This is a genomic window from Rhodoligotrophos defluvii, from assembly GCF_005281615.1.
GTDB classification, from domain to species: Bacteria; Pseudomonadota; Alphaproteobacteria; order Rhizobiales; family Im1; genus Rhodoligotrophos; species Rhodoligotrophos defluvii.
Genome location: NZ_SZZM01000002.1, coordinates 15,473 through 33,641, shown reverse-complemented (window position 1 = coordinate 33,641; position 18,169 = coordinate 15,473). Strand labels below are relative to the sequence as shown.

At 63.2% G+C, this 18,169-nt stretch carries 22 protein-coding genes, 1 tRNA gene and 1 riboswitch; of the genes, 6 read left to right on the top strand and 17 right to left on the bottom strand.

The window, feature by feature from the left end:
* Positions 1-140: 140 nt before the first annotated feature.
* A complete protein-coding gene (locus E4P09_RS09300; RefSeq protein ID WP_137389352.1) occupies positions 141-659 on the bottom strand; it encodes a hypothetical protein in 519 nt (172 codons plus the stop codon).
* Positions 660-820: 161 nt separating this feature from the next.
* Here E4P09_RS09300 and E4P09_RS25895 point away from each other — a divergent pair, with 161 nt between their 5' ends.
* Positions 821-997, top strand: coding sequence for a hypothetical protein (locus E4P09_RS25895; protein ID WP_170984327.1), 177 nt, complete (start codon positions 821-823; stop codon positions 995-997).
* A 30-nt stretch (positions 998-1,027) separates the two neighbouring features.
* Here the strand turns inward: E4P09_RS25895 and E4P09_RS09295 are convergent, their stop codons facing one another.
* The gene (locus E4P09_RS09295) at positions 1,028-1,435 is read right to left on the bottom strand and encodes a heme-copper oxidase family protein (RefSeq protein ID WP_137389351.1); all 408 of its coding nucleotides are present in this window, start codon (positions 1,433-1,435) and stop codon (positions 1,028-1,030) included.
* 236 nt (positions 1,436-1,671) lie between these two features.
* Here E4P09_RS09295 and E4P09_RS09290 point away from each other — a divergent pair, with 236 nt between their 5' ends.
* The 3 genes from E4P09_RS09290 (at position 1,672) to E4P09_RS09275 (ending at position 3,336) form a co-directional block, all read left to right on the top strand.
* The gene (locus tag E4P09_RS09290; RefSeq protein ID WP_137389350.1) at positions 1,672-1,983 is read left to right on the top strand and encodes a hypothetical protein; all 312 of its coding nucleotides are present in this window, start codon (positions 1,672-1,674) and stop codon (positions 1,981-1,983) included.
* A gap of 20 nt (positions 1,984-2,003) precedes the next feature.
* A complete protein-coding gene (locus tag E4P09_RS09285; RefSeq protein ID WP_137389349.1) occupies positions 2,004-2,342 on the top strand; it encodes a hypothetical protein in 339 nt (112 codons plus the stop codon).
* A gap of 700 nt (positions 2,343-3,042) precedes the next feature.
* Positions 3,043-3,336: a hypothetical protein gene (locus E4P09_RS09275; RefSeq protein WP_137389347.1), complete on the top strand. Its 294-nt coding sequence runs from the start codon at positions 3,043-3,045 to the stop codon at positions 3,334-3,336.
* A gap of 84 nt (positions 3,337-3,420) precedes the next feature.
* On the opposite strand, the gene E4P09_RS09270 is transcribed toward E4P09_RS09275, so the two are convergent.
* From E4P09_RS09270 to E4P09_RS09250, 5 genes are all read right to left on the bottom strand, one after another.
* Entirely contained in the window at positions 3,421-4,620 is a 1,200-nt protein-coding gene (locus tag E4P09_RS09270; RefSeq protein WP_137389346.1) for a cytochrome P450, read from the bottom strand.
* 84 nt (positions 4,621-4,704) lie between these two features.
* On the bottom strand, positions 4,705-5,883 hold the full coding sequence (locus E4P09_RS09265; RefSeq protein WP_137389345.1) for a glycosyltransferase: 1,179 nt from the start codon (positions 5,881-5,883) through the stop codon (positions 4,705-4,707).
* On the bottom strand, positions 5,880-6,806 hold the full coding sequence (locus E4P09_RS09260; protein ID WP_137389344.1) for a sulfotransferase domain-containing protein: 927 nt from the start codon (positions 6,804-6,806) through the stop codon (positions 5,880-5,882). Before E4P09_RS09260 ends, E4P09_RS09265 begins: the two co-directional genes overlap by 4 nt.
* Positions 6,807-6,915: 109 nt before the next feature.
* Positions 6,916-7,584 carry a LuxR C-terminal-related transcriptional regulator gene (locus E4P09_RS09255; protein ID WP_137389343.1) on the bottom strand — a complete coding sequence of 223 codons (669 nt, stop codon included), beginning with the start codon at positions 7,582-7,584 and terminating at the stop codon, positions 6,916-6,918.
* Positions 7,584-9,233 (bottom strand): sensor histidine kinase, encoded by a 1,650-nt coding sequence (locus tag E4P09_RS09250; protein ID WP_137389342.1) that lies wholly within the window; start codon positions 9,231-9,233, stop codon positions 7,584-7,586. Before E4P09_RS09250 ends, E4P09_RS09255 begins: the two co-directional genes overlap by 1 nt.
* A gap of 423 nt (positions 9,234-9,656) precedes the next feature.
* Between E4P09_RS09250 and E4P09_RS09245 the strand changes: the two genes are divergently transcribed.
* Positions 9,657-9,734, top strand: a tRNA-Pro gene (locus E4P09_RS09245).
* 115 nt (positions 9,735-9,849) lie between these two features.
* On the opposite strand, the gene E4P09_RS09240 is transcribed toward E4P09_RS09245, so the two are convergent.
* The 7 genes from E4P09_RS09240 to thiO all read right to left on the bottom strand — a co-directional run bounded on the left by E4P09_RS09240 (position 9,850) and on the right by thiO (position 14,594).
* Positions 9,850-10,485, bottom strand: coding sequence for a MerR family transcriptional regulator (locus tag E4P09_RS09240; protein ID WP_137389341.1), 636 nt, complete (start codon positions 10,483-10,485; stop codon positions 9,850-9,852).
* Positions 10,486-10,545: 60 nt separating this feature from the next.
* Positions 10,546-10,851: an integration host factor subunit alpha gene (locus E4P09_RS09235; protein WP_137389340.1), complete on the bottom strand. Its 306-nt coding sequence runs from the start codon at positions 10,849-10,851 to the stop codon at positions 10,546-10,548.
* A gap of 172 nt (positions 10,852-11,023) precedes the next feature.
* Positions 11,024-12,031, bottom strand: coding sequence for a HesA/MoeB/ThiF family protein (locus tag E4P09_RS09230; RefSeq protein WP_137389339.1), 1,008 nt, complete (start codon positions 12,029-12,031; stop codon positions 11,024-11,026).
* Positions 12,010-12,603, bottom strand: coding sequence for a thiamine phosphate synthase (locus tag E4P09_RS09225; RefSeq protein ID WP_137389338.1), 594 nt, complete (start codon positions 12,601-12,603; stop codon positions 12,010-12,012). Before E4P09_RS09225 ends, E4P09_RS09230 begins: the two co-directional genes overlap by 22 nt.
* Positions 12,604-12,606: 3 nt before the next feature.
* On the bottom strand, positions 12,607-13,401 hold the full coding sequence (locus E4P09_RS09220; RefSeq protein WP_137389337.1) for a thiazole synthase: 795 nt from the start codon (positions 13,399-13,401) through the stop codon (positions 12,607-12,609).
* Between the two features lies 1 nt (position 13,402).
* A complete protein-coding gene (gene thiS / locus E4P09_RS09215; RefSeq protein WP_137389336.1) occupies positions 13,403-13,600 on the bottom strand; it encodes a sulfur carrier protein ThiS in 198 nt (65 codons plus the stop codon).
* On the bottom strand, positions 13,569-14,594 hold the full coding sequence (gene thiO, locus E4P09_RS09210; RefSeq protein ID WP_338048998.1) for a glycine oxidase ThiO: 1,026 nt from the start codon (positions 14,592-14,594) through the stop codon (positions 13,569-13,571). Before thiO ends, thiS begins: the two co-directional genes overlap by 32 nt.
* A 64-nt stretch (positions 14,595-14,658) precedes the next feature.
* Positions 14,659-14,792: riboswitch (TPP riboswitch) on the bottom strand.
* A 127-nt stretch (positions 14,793-14,919) separates the two neighbouring features.
* On the opposite strand from thiO, the gene E4P09_RS09205 reads away from it, so the two are divergent.
* Positions 14,920-15,120: a CsbD family protein gene (locus E4P09_RS09205; protein WP_137389334.1), complete on the top strand. Its 201-nt coding sequence runs from the start codon at positions 14,920-14,922 to the stop codon at positions 15,118-15,120.
* Positions 15,121-15,197: 77 nt separating this feature from the next.
* Here E4P09_RS09205 and E4P09_RS09200 read toward each other — a convergent pair whose 3' ends face one another.
* From E4P09_RS09200 to E4P09_RS09190, 3 genes are all read right to left on the bottom strand, one after another.
* Complete coding sequence (locus tag E4P09_RS09200) at positions 15,198-15,440, bottom strand: hypothetical protein (protein WP_137389333.1); 243 nt, start codon at positions 15,438-15,440, stop codon at positions 15,198-15,200.
* 30 nt (positions 15,441-15,470) lie between these two features.
* Entirely contained in the window at positions 15,471-16,775 is a 1,305-nt protein-coding gene (gene rimO, locus E4P09_RS09195; protein ID WP_205042109.1) for a 30S ribosomal protein S12 methylthiotransferase RimO, read from the bottom strand.
* 83 nt (positions 16,776-16,858) lie between these two features.
* A complete protein-coding gene (locus E4P09_RS09190) occupies positions 16,859-18,127 on the bottom strand; it encodes an adenylate/guanylate cyclase domain-containing protein (RefSeq protein ID WP_137389332.1) in 1,269 nt (422 codons plus the stop codon).
* Between the last annotated feature and the right edge of the window lie 42 nt (positions 18,128-18,169).

Here is an 18,169-nt window from a genome sequence, read left to right as displayed (position 1 = left end):
CCACTGGCGAAATCATTCCCTTTGGCGATGCCCGCGAGCGCCGGAGCCGTGACAGTCGCTTTCACATGTGCCAGCCAAAACCGGGTCACACCCGTTGTCTCTACGTGCCGCCGTTCGGGACGTGAGCCGGCGCCACGGGGTCAGAAGCCGTAGATCATGACGCCTAGGGCAAAGGCGGCGAAGCCGGCCATGCCGGCGAGCGTCGGGATGCTGACCAGCAGGACAGGCAGGATTTGCCTTGGCGAATGGCGCCAGACCAGCGCGGCCGCTGCAAGCGCCAGCGCCGGGAGCGCCAGGAAATAGATCGTGGAGAACACGGCGCCCGGGCCTTGGAAATCCAAGCCGTGGTGCACGGCTGAGGGCAGAATGCTCAGCCATTCGATAACAAGCACCGCCGCCAGGGCGAGGATGGCTTGGGATATCCAGCCGATGCTGACGAAGACCAGCGCGGCCACCGCAAAGAGCGGATGAAGGGCCAAGCTGATCTTGATGAGCAACCCGCCAAGCCCGGGCCCGGGCACCTCGGACATATCGCCGAAGAGGATGACCGAATTGGAGAGGCCGCTCATGCTCTCGATCGCCGCGACCGCCAACAGCAATGTGCGAGGCCATAATGGCTGCGCGGCTCGTGGCGCCGCGACCGGGGACTCAGTGCTCACGGGTATTCTCCGCCTTCTGCAGGGTTCCCCTGCCGGGTGCTTCTGGTGAGGGCTGGCCGATTGTGCTGCCAGGCATCACCGGATGCGGCCTCCATTTGGCCTAGAGTTGGACAGGTTCTCACGCCAGCATTGCGCATTTCCGGCACCAAGGAGGGACAAGCGTGTCGATCAGGGTGGTGGATTCTCAAAAGACGTATGTCGATGAAGATGACGGTGCTGTTTTCATCGAGATAGAGAACCTTCTGTCGGAGGGTGGCTCGCGATGCGCGTATTACCGGCACCATCAAGACCAGGGCGAAGACAACGTCAGCCCGGCAAGCGACGATCTGTGGGTGTGATCCCGCACCGGCGGCACGCGGCACGGCCGCTCAACGGGCGACCGTTCCCATGGGCAGAGCAGCTTCCGGCTTTTCGCTGGTGAACATGACCGCAGCAAACAGCAGCACGCCGACCAGCACGATCAGCGACCCGGCGGCGACGAGCGGCTCCAGTGCCGTGTTGCCCATCAGCATGAAATAAAGAGCGGGAATCATCACGACGACGCCCAAGGTGAAGACGTAGAAATGGGCGACCGCGAGCTTTCGCTGGGCCTTGACGGGGTTCAATGCATAGTACCCGCCAAACAAGGCGCTGCTGACCCAGCCGAGAAGGTTGAGGTGCGCGTGAGCACCCATCGGGCTGTGGTCGCCGGTCATCGCCATGACGATGCCCATGCAGACGCCGAGAATCAGGAACAGGACGGCGCTCTTGAAGAACATGTGCGAGATCTTGGGCATTTCCCTTCCCCGTTTCTTGCTTTCGCTTGCCCCAATTCTGGCAATCTAATCCTGATCTTCGGCCAAGTCATGCAAAACGAAGCATTGGGGGCCGGCCCCCCATTCATCGCCCATTGCGCGAGGGTCCAGGCTCGCACTATCATCCGACGCCGATCCCTGCCGACATCCCCATCTCATGGGGCGGCGCTGCGGGAAGCGGGCACTGTCCATCGACAAGCGAGGGAAGTGTTATGCCCGTGAACAACATGCATACGAGGTCCTGGTCCCAGTGGGCAGGCGATGACTTTCTGACCCGGACCTCCGATTTCAACATGGTGCCAGGCAATATCTTCGTCACAGCGAGCTTGAACATGGTGGTCGGAGAATCGGTTCAAGCCGCCGGGATCGCCCGCGCCGCCTCCGTTCAAGCGGGGGAAGAGAACTTCGGCAATTATTACTGGCAGTGGCGGTCAGCAATTTACCGGCAGGGGCTGAGAACACTGACGGTCGCTGTTTCCACCAGTCCGAGGTGTGCTGCCAGGGCACTGTTCACGTTGCATATCTTCTGAGCAGGTGAGGGGAGGCTGCAATGCATTTCGATCATTCGCCCGGCTTGCGGGTCATCGACCACCAGGCCTGCGTGGTTTTCGACAGGGACACGGGCAACGTCGCGCACATTCACGACAGCATCACGTTTGAAGGCGGCGAGATGCCTTCAAGGGAAGCTATCGAGGCTCGGGCGATGGAGCTCGCCCGCCAATTCGCAGCAGAGCGGCCGGGCATCGATCTCGACCGATTGGACATTTTGCACGTCAGCCCGGAAGAGGTCGAGGAAGTCATGGTGCCGAGGGTCGATGTGCAAGCACGCAAGCTTGTTCAGCAGCCAAGGCCCGGACCGATGCAGGAGCCCAATAGAGAGGCTCCCTAACAGCCGCTAAAGGGTTTCCGCTTTCTTCGAACCGCTGAACTGGTCAGCCGCCCGTCACGGGGTAGAGCGTTTCCTCGGTTTCGCTGGACGCGGCTTTGACGGAGGCTGGGCTCGCTCCGCGGCATCCGCAGCTTCCTTGGCCAGTCGGGCAGCGCGTAGCCTATGTGTCTTGGCATCGCGAGCCGCCGTCTCGCTTTCAATGATCGCTCGTGCGGCTTTGGTGGTCTCGTCATCCCGCGTCTGCCGCGTAGCTCTCGGTCTCACCACGTCCGCTTTCGAAGCATTGGTCATTTCAGCTCGTCCAATTCAGAGGGCTTGAGATCGGCTTAGGTTCTATCCCTGCAGCCGCGGATTGCGGCTCAAGGCCGGCGGCGCCAACTCCAGTTCATAAACCCGCAGCGGCCCGTTTGGTTCCAAATTCCAGCGAAACAGCCCGTCTGCTCTACCGCGGCCCGTCCGTGATGGGCGGGCGAAGTTTCCCGTCTTTGGCTCGTTCAGGCTTTCACAGAGGCGTCTGTGATTTCAAGTGTTTTACTTATTCGGGCGTGGTTTATTCAAAAGTGTAAAATTGCTGAATTGCTCAAATGTATAATGCACGACCGGATAAATACTTCTTTATCACAAAAAAGATGCAAATTTGCCAAACATAGTCCATAGGAGAGTAAGAGAGGCTCGATGCTCATTTCATTAGGAGATTCTTATGTCGGAAATGATGGTCGATCCTTCTGACAAGGCTGCTCAATCGTCAGTCATCACTCTTTCATTCAATTTGCCGGGCTGGATGGTCAGCGCGTATAACGCTACGACGGATTTCGGAAAGACGGTTGTCGATCGTATCGTGGATACAGCGGGTGCGACAAAGGATTTCATCGTAAATTCTGTCCACAACGTCGTCTGTTTTACATCCAGCACGGTCGATCATATGAAGAACTACGAATATCACGAGCACGACAACGCCCAGCATCATCATAATGACATCACCACGATGCATTGACAGGGTGCAATCTTCTGGGCCTCGTACCAGGCAGGAGGCCGCTCGTTCCCGTCTCGCAGCTGGCATGCCTTATAGCGGGATGACCTAGCTCGATGCGACCGGCAGGTGCGCGAGGGCCCTGAGCCCGGGCCGCTCGCGCCACCGAATCCGGGCCTCGGGCTCGGCCAGCACGAGGTTCGGCCAGCGGGTGAAAAGGGCTTGCAAGGCGCACTTGCCCTCGATGCGCGCAAGCTGATGGCCCAAGCAGAAGTGGATGCCCGTCCCGAATGCAAGATGCCGGTTGGGGCGCCGGGTCAGATCCAGCTGTTCGGGATTTTCGATCACCTGCGGATCCAAGTTGGCAGCCGCCAGCATGGCCATGATTTTCTCGCCTCGCCTGAGCTGAACTCCATCCAGATCCAGATCCTGGCGAACAAAGCGCGGCTTGGAGAACTGCACGGGCGAGATGAACCGCAGGAACTCCTCAATGGCCAGATTGAGACGGCTCCAGTCGGCGACAAGCCAATCCCGCAGACCCGGGTTCCGCACCAGCTCGTAGACGGAGCCGCTGATGAGGTGAGTGGTGGTTTCGGTTCCGGCGCCAAGCAGGAGAAAGACCATCGCGACCATTTCCCGCTTGCTGATCCGGCCGCCTTCCTTTTCCACACGGACAAGCTCCGCGATGAGGCCTTCCCCTCCCTCGGGCGTGGATTCGAGATAGGCTTCCAGGTAGCGCTTCATCGACCTTATGGCCGGGATGAAGCCGAGCACGCCGAACCTGCCGGTCAGCCGGGTGAGGCTTTCGGTCCAGGCGATGAACTGCGGCTGATCGCGCTCGGGAAGGCCCAGCAATTCGCACATGACCGACAGGGGAAGCTTGCGGGCATATCTTTCCACCAAATCAGCCGGGCTTCCCTCGGCAAACAGTGTGTCAGCGAAACCCTGGGCAAGGGCCAGAATGCGCGGCTCCATATCCAGGATGGCGCGCCTGCGGAACGCCTCGTCCACGATGCTCCGCAGCCGGGTGTGATCCGGCTCGTCCATGGTGAGCATGTTGTCGGCGACCGCGGCAACCGTCGCAGGCATCCACCAGCGGAGGCCGGCAATCAGTCCTCCCTCGTTGCGCAGCGAGAAAGCCGCGCCGTCCTTCAGGACCCGGGCCGCCAGCTCCTGCGTGGTCGTCACCCAAACCTTGCCGACGATCGGAAACTTCACCCGGACGACGGGCCCAATCTCCCTCAACCTCTCGATGGCAGGTCCGGGATCCCGGAAGTATTGCTGGCTCGTGAAGTCGATAGGCTTCATTCAGGGTCCCGTCTTCCTCGGCCGTTCGACACTGGCCAGGATATAGGCATTCCCTCCCGAACGGAAAGCCGACACGAAGTGCGCTCAAGCGGTGACACATTCATAGAGCTCGGCGTACTTGTTCAAGAATTGCGCAATCGAAAAGCGTTCGATGACCCTCTGGCGCGCGCGCAAGCCCAATGCCCGCCGCTCGTGCTTGCTCATCTTGATCAGGGGCGCCAAGGCGGCAGCAAGCGAGCCTGGTTGCCCTGGGATAGCGACTTGCCCGGTTTCACCCACCAGGAAGGCGCAGTCGCCGAGATCCGTAACCACGGCCGGGACGCCGCAGGCCATCGCCTCCGCGGTCGCAAGGGAGAATGATTCACCCCAGGTTGAGCTGATGACGTGCACATCCAACCCCGGCATGATCTCGCGGACCGAGCGTTCGGCTTCCCATACGGTGATCCGATCATGGATGCCGAGTTCCCGGGCCACTTGCGAAACAGGCCCTTCACTATGGCCTGGGCCGATAAAAACACCGTGCACGTCGTGGCCGTCGGCCAGCAACTCGGCGAGGGCAAGCACCAAATCCTGCGGGCTTTTCATCGGATGGTAGCGGCTGACGCTGCCAACGATGACCCGCTCAGCCGAAATGCCGAGCCTTCGCGCCAGACGCGCCTTGGCAAAGCCGTCCGGCCGGAACAGGTCGCAATCAATGCCGTTGTGAATGACGATGCTGCGCTTGTTCTCGAAGCCAATGCGCTGATGCTGCGTGGCGGCCAGGCGGGAGCAGTAGACGATCGCGGCCGCACGCCTGGAGAGGGCGGCAGAGAGGCGGATCACGCGTTGGGTCAGGGGCTTTTCGTATTTGGGATCATAAAGGGTGTGATGGATGCTCCAGATCACCGGCATCGCCGGCGCGGCGAGCATGGCGCCAATGCTCGCGGCGACATTGGCGTGATACATCCAGCCGTGAATCAGATTCGGTCTTGTCGATCTGATGATGCGAACCAGTTCGGGCACCCTGTGCACCTGAACGCGGCCCCTTGGAATGCGGAGGGAGTGGATGGCGATTCCGAGCCGGCCGATCGTTTCGCTCAACGGGCCCGGCAGCATCAGGGACAGGACCGGCATTTGCGCGGATGCGGGCGTATTCAGCGCGAGGAACTGCGCCAGCATCTGCTCTGCCCCGCCGATGTCCAGATCGGTTATGCAGTGCAGCACTTTCGCGAGTTCGGCGCGAGGGGTCTCATCAAGCTGGCCATCGGTGCGGCCGGCGCTCATCGTGTTCGCCAGCCCGTCGCATCCAGCAGGTGTCGTGCCGGCGCGGAAAGGGCCGAGTTACACCATCGCTCAATGAGATCGACTTCCTCCTGCGAAAGGTACTCACCATAGCCGCCGACCTGTCCCTTTCGCATGCGCAAGGCCTCCGGGTCGCCGCGGTCGTACTCGTGACCGGGGATGCCCTGGCGTCTTTCGATCTCCGCCATTCGGCTGAAGCGGGAAAGGTGGATTGCCCGGCGCAGGAGGTCTGTTTCGCCGGCACATCTCACGAAGCCAAGCACTTCGGCTACGGATTGCTCCGTCTTTGATGCGAGGCGTTCATAGCTGACCACGAGGTGCGGATGGCGCGCCAGGGATTTGGCCCATCCGTCCAGGTAACGGACGAATGCCGGCATTCCGAGCTCGGGGTGTTGCAGGAAGTCGGATATGGAGCCGCGGAAGCGGCGCTTCTGCCGCGTCGCGTGAAAATAGGCCGAAACCATCAGGTCCCTGGGATCCCTGACCATGAAGATGATGGGCCGGCGCCAGCACACCGTGTTCCCATGGTGGGTGTGGGTTGCGAGGATGAGCGGCACTCGCCCTCTGCCGACTTCGCTGTTGAGCGCTGGTATGCCTCGCGCGGGGTCGAAATCGAAGTTCGGCACGAAGGAAAACATCGTGTGCAGGTCTATGCGGGTGGCCGTGCCGCTCATCAACGCGAAATAGTTGGCCAGGATGAACCGAAGCCACGTTCGGCCGGACTTTGGATAGGACACCAGGAGCGCGTCGGCCCTGCTCGCAAGCACAGCGCGGCGTATCATGCCGGCCGCGCGTTGAGCGCCGAGCAGGCGGCTCCTCAGAAGCATGGCGGGCGGAGCCAGTCCCGCCTGGCGGTTGCTGCGCACATTCTCGCCCAAGCCGGGCCACGAACGCCATTTCTGCACGATTGAAACCTCGACGTAATCACGCTTCCACGCTGGCGGCGTTGACAGGGTCGAGCTTAGTCGAGGCGAGCACGCCGGACCATATATCGGACGATATAGCTGGACGAGATCAGGTTTCTGGCGTGTGTTCGGCAGAATGATATTTATGGGCTATGGAGACGAGCGCCGTTCTGCTGTCGACATTCAGCTTTCTGTAGACATTGTGCAGGTGGATTTTGACCGTTCCTTCCGAAAGCTCCAGCTTTCGGGCGATGTTCTTGTTGGAAAGCCCTTGGGACAGGAGGCGGACCACTTCGGCTTCCCGAGCCGTCAGCGCATCGAACCGGTCCAGGTTGCGGCGGCGGTTCGTTTCCCGCGCGAGGGCCGGCTGGATGAGGCCGGCTGGAAGCCATTTCCGACCTTCGCCCACCTCGCGCAAGCATTCCACCAGTTGTTCCGGCGCGCTTTCCTTCCGGAGAATGCCGTAGACGCCGCCAGCAACCGCCTCGATGATCTGGCCGTCCGTTATTGTCGCGGTGAGGAACACGACCCGCACCGGCAAGCTGGACAGGTTCATGGTCCGCAGGATCTCCAGGCCGCTCTTGCCAGGCATGGTGAGGTCCAGAACGGCGATGTCGGGCCGGGTATCGCATATGAGCGCCAGGGCCTGATCACCGGAGGATGCGCACCCGGCCAGGGCAAACCCAGGTTCCTGAGAAAGGATATCCTGCAAAGCCCGCAGGACCAGCGGATGATCATCGGCGATCACGACCGAGATGGGCGACTGAGGGCTTGCCATCACAAAGGCACCGCGATGCTGAGTTCCGCGCCCGGGCTGCATGTCCGGAATGCCAGCTGGCCTCCAAGCCGGGCGACCCGGGATTTCAGGGACTGCGGCTCCAGGCCATGCCCGTTCACCTCTTTGCCGCCCAACCCACGACCATTGTCTCGAAGGCTGATCCGTAGAGAGCTGCTTCCCCTCGTTACCGTCAGGCTTATCTTCGTCGCGTTGCCGTGTCTGACGGCGTTTGCCGTCGCCTCCGAGATGAGGAGGCAGATTTCCGAAAGCATGGTGTTGCTCATCTGGATATCGATGGGCTCAATCCTGACGTCTATCTGGCATCTCCATTGCTCGCCGAGGGCTTGTGCGAAGTTCCTTATCTGTTCGGACGCGCCCACCGGATGGTCCGAAAGCTCGCGGCTCCTGGTTGCCTCTTCGACATAGTGCCGAATTGTTCTCTGCTGGCCGAGAATGAGTTGCGAGATCATTTGAACGCGGTGGCGGCCTTCGCCTTCGAGCTGCGCAGCAAGCCCCTTGAGCTGGAGGCTCGCGGCGGTGAGGTTCTGCAAGACACTGTCATGCATGTCACGCGCGAGCCGTATGCGTTCCTGGGCCGACGCTGCCGTGGCGATCTGTGTGCTCAATGCGGCGTGCTCGAGCTCTGATGCGATACGCGCCGCAACGATTTCCGTCAGCGAGACGACGTCCTCGGTATCGACGCGCGCGCCGGACACAGCAACCAAGCCAACGAAATTGGCACTGGCGAACTGAGCCGAGCAGGTATCCGCCTGGCGCAATCGGTTGAGATTGGGGGGATTGGGCAGATGGCTGAACTGAAAGCCAGCACTGCTCCATTGCGCTGAGCGTCCCGCCGGCTCACCGCGCTTCTGCCAAACCACAGCAACCCGTGCGCCGCCGAGAACCTGTGCAGCATGGCGCAAGGCGCGGGCGAGGGGCGCGCCATCCAGCTGGGCGTCACAGTCCAGCGGCCAGGCGGCCAGTTTGGCCAGCCGATAGCGTGTCCGCTCGCGATAGGCGCAGAAATAGCCGAGCATGGCGGCCGTCACGAACAGGCTCGCGCTGCGCATTATGACGATGTTCAGCTGAGGATCTGCCTGCTGGGAGGGTGGCCCGTTCAACCAGCTGATCCCCACGAGCGAGATCTCGAGAATGAATGCCGTTGCGAGGGCTCCGCGCCATCCCCAGCGCATGGTTGCGGTGAGCAGCGCGAATCCGAAAAAGGCGAAGAACGGGCTCATCAGCCCGTCGGTGAAGTGGACGAGCACGCATATGGTTCCGATGTCGACGGCGTGGATCAGGGCTTCCCACCGAAAGCCGAACTTTCCCGAAATGGAGATGACCGACAGGACGGCCGAATAGACGAAATAGGCCGCCAGGATGAGGTATGTCTCTTCGATATTGCGCGTAGGCTGGGTGGGGTCGAGATAAATGGCGATGGCAGCAAAGGCTGCGAAAGACAGCCGGCCGAAGCCGATCAGCCGTTCGTAATGGGAGGCGAACAACAGGTCGATGACGGAGGCGCGCCATGCGCCGCCGAGCCACGCCAGGCCCTTGTGCCAGCCGGAGCTTTTCCGCTTTTCTTCGAATCGCGGAACCGCTCCAGGTTCTTGCTTTCTCGCGTTTCCCTCGCGCGAAGCGGTATCCACTTCGCTCGAAAATGCTGCAAGTTTTTGCTTGGTCGCATTTTCTTCACGCGAACCGGCACCCACTTCGCTCGAAAATGCTGCAAGTTTTTGCTTGGTCGCATTTTCTTCACGCGAACCGGTACCCACTTCGCTCGAAAATGCTGCAAGTTTTTGCCTGGTCGCATTTTCTTCACGCGAACCGGTACCCACTTCGCTCGAAAATGCTCCAAGGGAGGCCATCCGCTGTCTCCACGCGCGGCACCGCGACAGGTTATGCCTCGGGGATTGGCCTGTCTTGTCAGGTTCAGCCGCGCCGGCTGGCGGATCGCGGTGAGAGGCTGGCGGCAGCCTCGATCAAGCCCCATATTGGCGAATGGGCCGCGAGCCAGAAACACGAGGCTTGATTGGGCACCGCAGACGCGGTAGGGACTTGGCTTCCGGTATCGGAGCGTAGCGCAGCCCGGTTAGCGCACTAGTCTGGGGGACTAGGGGTCGTGGGTTCAAATCCCGCCGCTCCGACCATCTATCCCATTGAACCGGATGGGACATCAGCAGCGCCAAGGGGGAGCGCGCAAGTTCCGGGTAGCGGCAATCTTGCTTGCGCCGAGGACGGCGCGCCATCACCGCACCGGCCCGGTTATTTTGTCCTTGCATCCGTCAGGATCGTTCTTGCCTCTTCGAGATCGGCGAGCGCGGCCCGCAACAGCTCCCGGTCAGACTCGGCCAAGTTGGCCGCCTCGCTCGATGCCGGCGCGATAGGCTCCGCATAGAACTGGGCGGTGAGCTGCGGTTCCGTCCGGCCATGGCGGGCGAACTCATGAGCGCCGGCTGCAGCGAAGTCGTGCTCGGCCATAAGGACAGGCTCGTTGCGGGCGAAGTCCGCCGCAGCGGCCATGGCGGGCCCGGGCGTGCTCGTCTGCCCGTGCAGAGGGGGGGCCGGGACCGGATCGGCGCCGTCGCCCGGCCAGGCGGCGCCGTCAGCAGCAGCGCTTTCCTCTCGGCCGCGCTTCGCCATGGCTGCAACCGAGGCCACCCCACGCTCCTTGAGCAGCTTCTGCACCCCGCGAATGGTGTAGCCTTCGCCATAAAGCAAGTGGCGAATGCCGCGCAGCAGCTCAACGTCGTTCGGGCGGTAATAACGCCGGCCACCGCCCCGCTTCATGGGGCGGACCTGGGCGAACTTACTTTCCCAAAACCTCAGAACGTGCTGCGGCACGTCCAGGTCTTGCGCCACTTCACTGATCGTCCGGAAGGCATCCGGCGACTTGTCCATCGAACACTCTCCGGAGTGGTCGCATGGCATTCACAAACGCATGCGCAGTCTTCTACTCGGTTACTCGCTCCTGCTCGCCGCGTTGATCGAGTCTTTCAGAACGTGACTGGGCCTGAAGACCAGAACCCGCCGCGGCGAAATGGGCACTTCCTCGCGGGTCTTGGGATTGCGTCCGACCCGACGCGCCTTGTTGCGGACCATGAAGGTGCCGAAGGAGGACAGCATCACCGTGTCGCCCTTCACCAGCACGTCCGAAATGTGATCCAGGATCGATTTGACGAGCGCTGCTGATTCCGTCCGCGACAATCCGACCTGCCGGTGCACGGCCTCGCTCAGATCGGCGCGGGTCAGAGTTTTGCCGGACATTTCGAGTTCCCCAAACTGTTCAATTCAAACTAGTCCCAGCGCGTGAGCCGGGTCAATAGCGGTGCGCAAGTTTCGTGACAGGCAATTGGGGCGATTTTTCGCGATGGGGAATCGCGTTACAAAAGGATGCTGAGAGTGTGATTCAGCTTGTGGCCGCACGACAGGGTTGTAATCACTCGCCGGCCGCCAGCACGGCCAATCGATCAAAGCCACGCCGGCGAAGCACGTTTGCGGCCCGGAAAGCCCTAATGCCGCTGCGGCAGCACAAGACGACGCGCCGGTCGTGAGGCAGCTCGGCGCTGCCGATGTCGGCCGGCAGGATGCGCAGGGCTTCAGCCGTGACCGGCTGCGGCGCCTCGCTCTCGTCGCGCAGCTCGACAACCAGATCGGCCCGCTCGACATTTGCAAGGCTGATGAAGGGAATGGGCGTGCCCGTCGGCTCTTCGGCCGCGGAGAAGTCGAAGCCGCCGAAGGACAATGACTTCAGATCGACCGTGACCAGCCGGCCGAGCGGGGAGGGGTGATGCCCCAGGATCAGCTGCAATACGATATGCGCCTGCAAGGAGCCGAGCACGCCGACGGCCGAGCCGAAGACGCCATTCTGGGCACAGGAGCCGATCACCGTCGGCATGTCGGGGAATACCGCGCGATAGCTCGGGGCGCCGCCGCAGAAAGCGCCCACATAGCCGCGCTGCTCCAGCACCGAAGCGGAAACCAGCGGCTTGGCCTGCATCATGCAGGCATCGCTCAGGATGTAGGTGACCGCGAGGCTATCGGCGGCATCCACCACCAGGTCGGCCTGTTCCACGAACCGGTCGGCATTGTCCGATTGCAGACGCTCGACAGACGTGCGGCTCTCGACCTCGGGATTGAGGGCGCGCACCGCTTCGGCTGCCGCTTCCGCCTTGGGGCGTCCGATGTCGTTCATGCGGAACAGCGGCTGCCGGTGCAGGTTAGACAGGTCTACCCGGTCATGGTCGATAATGGCGAGATGGCCCACACCCGCGCCGGCGAGCGCCTGCAGCACATAGGAGCCGAGGCCGCCGGCGCCAACCACCAGCACGCGTGCCTCCGCGAGCCGCTGCTGGCCGGCGGGACCGATCTCGGCCAGCACCGCCTGCCGGGCATAACGGGGGTTATGCCGGGCATAACGGGGGTTCACCTGGTCGCTGCGATCCATTCGCGCGTACGCTCCTCGGGATTGGGGTTGAGCAGGATGTCGGTGACGACTGCGGCACTGTCCGCTCCGGCCTCGAGCACGGCCCGGGCCCGTTCGGGGGTGAGGCCGCCGATGGCGACCAGCGGCAACGGCGCGATGCGGCGCTTCCATTCCGCGACTTTATCCAGGCCTTGAGGCGCCCAAGGCATCTTCTTGAGAATAGTTGGAAATACTGGACCGAGGGCCACGTAATCGGGCTTCACGGCGAGGGCGCGGTCGAGCTCGGCGTCGTCGTGGGTGCTCACCCCCAGGCGGATGCCGGCACGGGCAATGGCCGGAAGATCGGCATCGTCCAGGTCGCCCTGGCCGAGATGGATGAAGTCACAGTCCTCATCGATGGCGATTTGCCAATAGTCATTGACGATCAGCTGGGCGCCGGCTGCCTTGCAAAGCAGCCGGGCTCGGCGCACCTGCTGCCTGACCTCATCCTCGCTGCGGTCCTTGACCCGCAGCTGCACGAGCTTCACGCCCCAGGGCAGCAGCCGCTCCAGCCAGTGCACGTCATCAACGATGAGATAGAAGCGGTCGAGCACCGGTCAGCTCCGAAAGGCCATGCCGAGCACCGGGGTCGAGGCGGCGGCCATGTCGCGCGCTTCCATGGGGTCGGCAAGGAAGGCGCACCGGCCGGCGTCGATGGCCTGGGCGAAGGCACGCGCCATGGCGGCGGGATCACCGGCCTTGGCCACCGCCGTGTTCAGCAGAATGGCATCGAACCCGAGCTCCATGGCGTGCGCGGCATGGGAGGGGAGGCCGATTCCCGCATCGATCACCAGGGGCGTCTCGGGGAAATGGGCCCGGAGGCTGCGCAGGGCATAGACATTGTTGAGCCCGCGGCCCGACCCGATCGGCGCGCCCCAGGGCATGAGCACCTCGCAGCCGGCGTTCAATAACTTATCGGCGACGGCGAGATCCTCGATGGTGTAGGGGAACACCTTGAAGCCCTCGGCGCTCAAGATGCGCGCGGCTTCAACCAGGCCGAACACCTCGGGCTGCAGGGTGTCGTCATCACGGATCACCTCGAGCTTGATCCAGGGCGTGCCGAACACCTCGCGCGCCATCTGCGCGGTGGTGACCGCCTCCTTCACGGTGTGGCAGCCTGCCGTGTTCGGCAGCACCCGCACGCCGAGGTCCCTGATCAGCTGCCAGAAGGCGTGGCCTGCGCGCTCGGAACCGGACTCCCGACGCAGCGACACGGTGACCACCTCGCAGGCGGCGCTGCGTACCGCATCGGCCAGGACCGCAGGCGAGGGATATTGCGCCGTGCCCAGAAACAGGCGCGAGCCCAGCTCGGTGCCGTAGACTGTGAGCGGCCGGTCTCGAGCTTCCGTCACCTCAGCCCCCCTGCATCGGCGCCAGCACCTCGACGCTATCGCCGGGCGCAAGCGTCACGTTGTGGCGCGCGGTCGCTGGCACGAAAGCCTGGTTGACGGCCGTTGCGACCACGATATCTCCGTAGCCGAGTTCCAGGAGCAGCTCGGAAAGGGTGTTGCTGGCGACCTCATGCATATCGCCGTTGATCTTCAGTTTCATCCATGACCTCGGGGTAATAGGCATCGTCCAGAACGACCGCCGCTGCCATGCGCGAGAGCGACGGGCTGAGCAGGAAGCCGTGGCGGTAGAGGCCGTTCACAAAAACCGTTCTGCCGTTCCGCCTTATGCGCGGCAGGTTGTCGGGGAAGGCGGGGCGGGCATCGGTGCCGATCTCGATGATTTCCGCCTCGGCAAAGGCCGGGTGCAGGGCGTGCGCGCTGTTCAGCAGCTCGACCATGGAGCGGGCGGTGATGCGGCGGCGGTCGTCGCTCTCGATCATGGTGGCGCCGACCATGTAAATGCCATCGCCGCGCGGCACGACATAAAAGGGGATGCGCGGATGCAGCAGGCGGACCGGCCGCTCGAGCTCGACATCCGGGCAGCGCAGCAGCAGCATCTCGCCTTTTACGCCGCGCAGGTCTGGCAGCTGATCCCTGGCGGCGAGGCCGCGGCAGTCGACCGTCAGGTCGCCCTCGGTTCCGTGGACGAGGCCGTCGGTTCTAAGGACGATCTGCACGCCCATTTCGCGCAGCCGCGCGGCCAGCGCCTGCAAAGCGCGGCGAGGGTCGGTATGGCCTTCGCCGGGGAAGAACAGGCCGCGGTGGAAGCGATCGGCGAGCGCCGGCTCCAGCGCGGCAATTGCGCTGCTGTCGAGAACGTCGTAGGCGCGGGTGCGGCGGGCGAACCGGTCGAGCTCGGCCGCATCGCGCCGCTGGGCCAGCACCAGCGTGCCGTTCGCCACGGTGTCGGTGCAGATCTCCTGCCAGAAGGGAAGCGCTTCCTGGCCCAATGTTGCGACCAGCTCGTCGGTGCTCTCGCGCTCGCACCAGGGCGCGAGCATGCCGCCGGCATAGCGGGAGCAGGAGGCTGCGCCGAGCTCGGCAGCTTGCTCGAAGACCGTGACCTCGGCGCCACGCCGCGCCAAGGCCCATGCGGTCGTCAGGCCGGCTACTCCCGCACCAATGACAGCGATCCGCTTCATCTCAAACTCCACCCTCCGGACGCGCTGGCCCGGACCGGTTTGCCGGGAGGTCGATGGTGCCGGATGGGGGATGAAGATGTTGCGAACGATCCATCCCTTCGCCAGCGTGACCTGGATCAGGTTCGAAGGGTCGCCATGTCGCGCAAGCAGACTATGGTCCGATGCGCCCGTGGCCTCTCAGCCCCGTGCGGGGCTCCCCTTGGATACACCCAGTGATATGACAGACCGGGCTACTCCGTCAAATGGTGGCGCAAAAGGGGCTGCGCAAGGCGCTTCGGAAATTGGAACCCCCAAACGCCGACCGCATTACCCTCATATGCACCAACGGAGGCTGCACATGAACTGGGATCAGATTGCAGGTCAGTGGAAGCAGTTCCAGGGCGCCGCCCGGCAGCAATGGGGCAAGCTCACGGATGATGATCTGCAGGTTGCTGCTGGCGGCCGCGACAAGCTGGTCGGCCGTATTCAGGAGCGCTATGGAATGGCTCGGGAAGAGGCAGAGCGCGAAGTGGATCGCTGGAGCATGAACCTCCAGTAACCCTTTAAGCCGCTCGCCGAAGGGAGCGCCCGCAATCTTCTGGATTGCGGGCGTTCTCGTTTGGTGCTGGAAATGCCTTAGCGGATCTGCAGGGCCTGGAGGGTCGCCTTGCAGTAGGGGCTGATCTGCATGAAATGCGGCGACAGACATGTCCAGAGCTGATTGATGCTGGTCATATCCACCCTCGGGCAATATCTCTGCACGGCTTCGCCGCAGGCTGTCTTGATCTCGAACTGGTCATCCAGCATCATCTGGGCCGATGCGTGCGTGCCTGCGCCCGCAAGCGTCAGAACCGCCACAACAAGCAACATCTTCCTCATGGCACGCCATCCAAACTGACAAATCCCGGTTCACGCGTCTTCCGGTACCTCGGCGATGAGATCATACTCCTCGCTGTCGATGATCCGCGCGCGATAAATCTCGCCAGGCTTAAGATTTGGATGGTTCGGCAGGAAGACGTTGCCATCGATCTCCGGCGCGTCCCAGATGCTGCGCCCCACGGCTTCTTCCATCTCGTCATCCACCTCGTCGATGATGACATCCACCTCGCGTCCGACCTTCTTGGCCAGGACTTCACGGCTGACCTCGGCCTGCACTTCCATGAAGCGGGCCCAGCGCTCGGCCTTGACCTCTTCCGGCACCGGGTCGGCCAGGGCATTGGCGGCGGCGCCCTCGACCGCCTCGTATTTGAAGCAGCCGACGCGCTCGAGCCGGGCTTCCTTTAGCCAATCGAGCAGGAAGGCGAAGTCCGCCTCGGTCTCGCCGGGAAAGCCGACGATGAAGGTGGAACGGACGCACAGGTCGGGGCAGATGGCGCGCCATTGCGCGAGGCGCTCGAGCACCTTGGCCTGATTGGCCGGACGGCGCATGGCCTTCAGCACCTGAGGGCTTGCGTGCTGGAACGGAATGTCGAGATAGGGCAGGATCTTGCCTTCCGCCATGAGCGGGATCAGCCCGTCCACATGGGGGTAGGGGTAGACATAGTGCAGCCGCACCCAGGCGCCGAGCTCGCCCAGGGCTGCGGCCAGGGGCACGATGCGCGCCTCGATCTCGCGGCCGCGATACTTGCTCGGCGCATATTTGAGGTCGAGCCCGTAGGCGCTGGTGTCCTGCGAAATGACCAGCAGCTCCTTCACGCCGGCACGCACCAGGCGCTCCGCCTCGTGCATGACGTTGGCTGCGGGCCGCGAACGCAGGTCGCCGCGCAGGCCCGGGATGATGCAGAAGGTGCAGCGGTTGTTGCAGCCCTCCGAGATCTTCAGATAGGCGTAATGGCGCGGGGTCAGGCGCAGGCCCTCGGGCGGGACCAGATCGCGGAAGGGATCATGCACCGGGGGGACCGCTTGGTGCACGGCCGCCACCACCGCCTCGTACTGATGCGGGCCGGTGATGGCCAGCACGTCGGGGTGGACGGCGCGGATGCGTTCGGCCTCGACACCCATGCAGCCGGTGACGATGACCCGGCCGTTCTCGGCCATGGCCTCGCCAATCGCCGCCAAGGACTCCTCCTTGGCAGTGTCGAGAAAGCCGCATGTGTTGACGATGACGACGTCGGCGCCGTCGTAATCGGGCGAGATCGCGTAGCCGCCTGCGCGCAGCTGGGTGAGAATGCGCTCGCTGTCGACGAGGGCCTTGGGGCAGCCGAGGCTCACCATGCCCACGGTCGGAATGTGCGTATCAGGTTTCAACTGTCTATCGCTTGTGGTCGGGAACGCGCCTGTTTAGCTCAATTCTGCCGCTAGGCAAGGGGCCGTTGCGGCAGGCCGAGATCGGCGGCGCAGACATGGGGATCGGGTGCGAAGACGCCAATGGCGTTGGTGAAGCCATGCAGCATGTGCTCGCCGACATCGCGCCAGTAACCTTCAAGGCAGCAGCGGAACTCCTCGCTGGCCAGGATGGGCTCGCCCAGCGCCTTGCACAGCTGCTCCAGCCGCGCGACCTCGTTGACTGCCGCGCCGAACACGGAAAAGGTCAGCCGGTCGGGAACTCCGACATTACCGAACATGACGTCGCCGAGATGCAGGCCTATCACGCAATCGAGCGGGGCGCGGCCGAGAGACGTGCGCTTCTCGTTGTTCTGCATGAGCCGTGACCGGGCGGCGAGGGCGGCGCGCAATGCCGCCTTGCACCCGGTTGCCGGATCCTCGTGGTCGGGGAAGATCGCCAGCACCGCGTCACCGATGAAGCTGAGCACCTCGCCGCCGGCAGCGATGACCTCGCCCGCCACCAGGTCGAAATATTCGTTCAGGGTCTCGATGTAGTCCTGACGCGAGAGCAGGTCGGCCAGCCGTGTCGAACCGCGCATGTCGGCATACCAGATGGCGGCGCGGATGGTCTCGCCATCGCCCCGCTTGATCTGGCCGGACAGCACCCGGTCCCCGGCCTGGCTGCCGAGATAGGTCTTCACCACGATGGTGGCGAGATTGGTGCGCACGGCCATCTTGCAGGCCACCGCAAGCCGCCGCTGCACCTTCTTCAACGCCCGGATCTCATCGTCGAGGAAGCCGCCCGGCCGGTCAGTGGACCAGGAGCCGGCCATGCCGCGCATGTCTTCTTCCGCCGCATCCTGGAACGGGATCATGAAGGCGAAATAGTCGACGGCGCCAAGGTCGTGGAGATCGCGGAACACCGGGAACTCGCCGACGGTCTCGTCACTGATCGCCCGGCGCATCCAGGTCACCTGGTCGCGCACCATCCGGCCGAACGGGCTCATCTTCCAGCCCGCCGGCTGTGCGCCGTCCGGCTGGTGGAGATACTTGTCCACCGTGATGCCGGAGCTGCGGATCCAGGTATAGCCGACAGCACGGTAGAGGGGATGGATCATCGAGAAGCCGAAATAGCAGCGCAACAGCGGGATGCCGGCCGCGACCAGCCGCTCGCAGCAGCCGGAGATGATGGTCTGGATGTCGTGGTCCTTGAGCGCCTGATCCATCAGCCATTCGGAGGTTTCCTGGATCAGCTCCTCATCCAGCAGCTTCTGATGTGCGTCGACGTCGAGCAATGTCATGCCTCACCCTCGCAGTGACAGATCGGGAGTTTACGGTAGCAG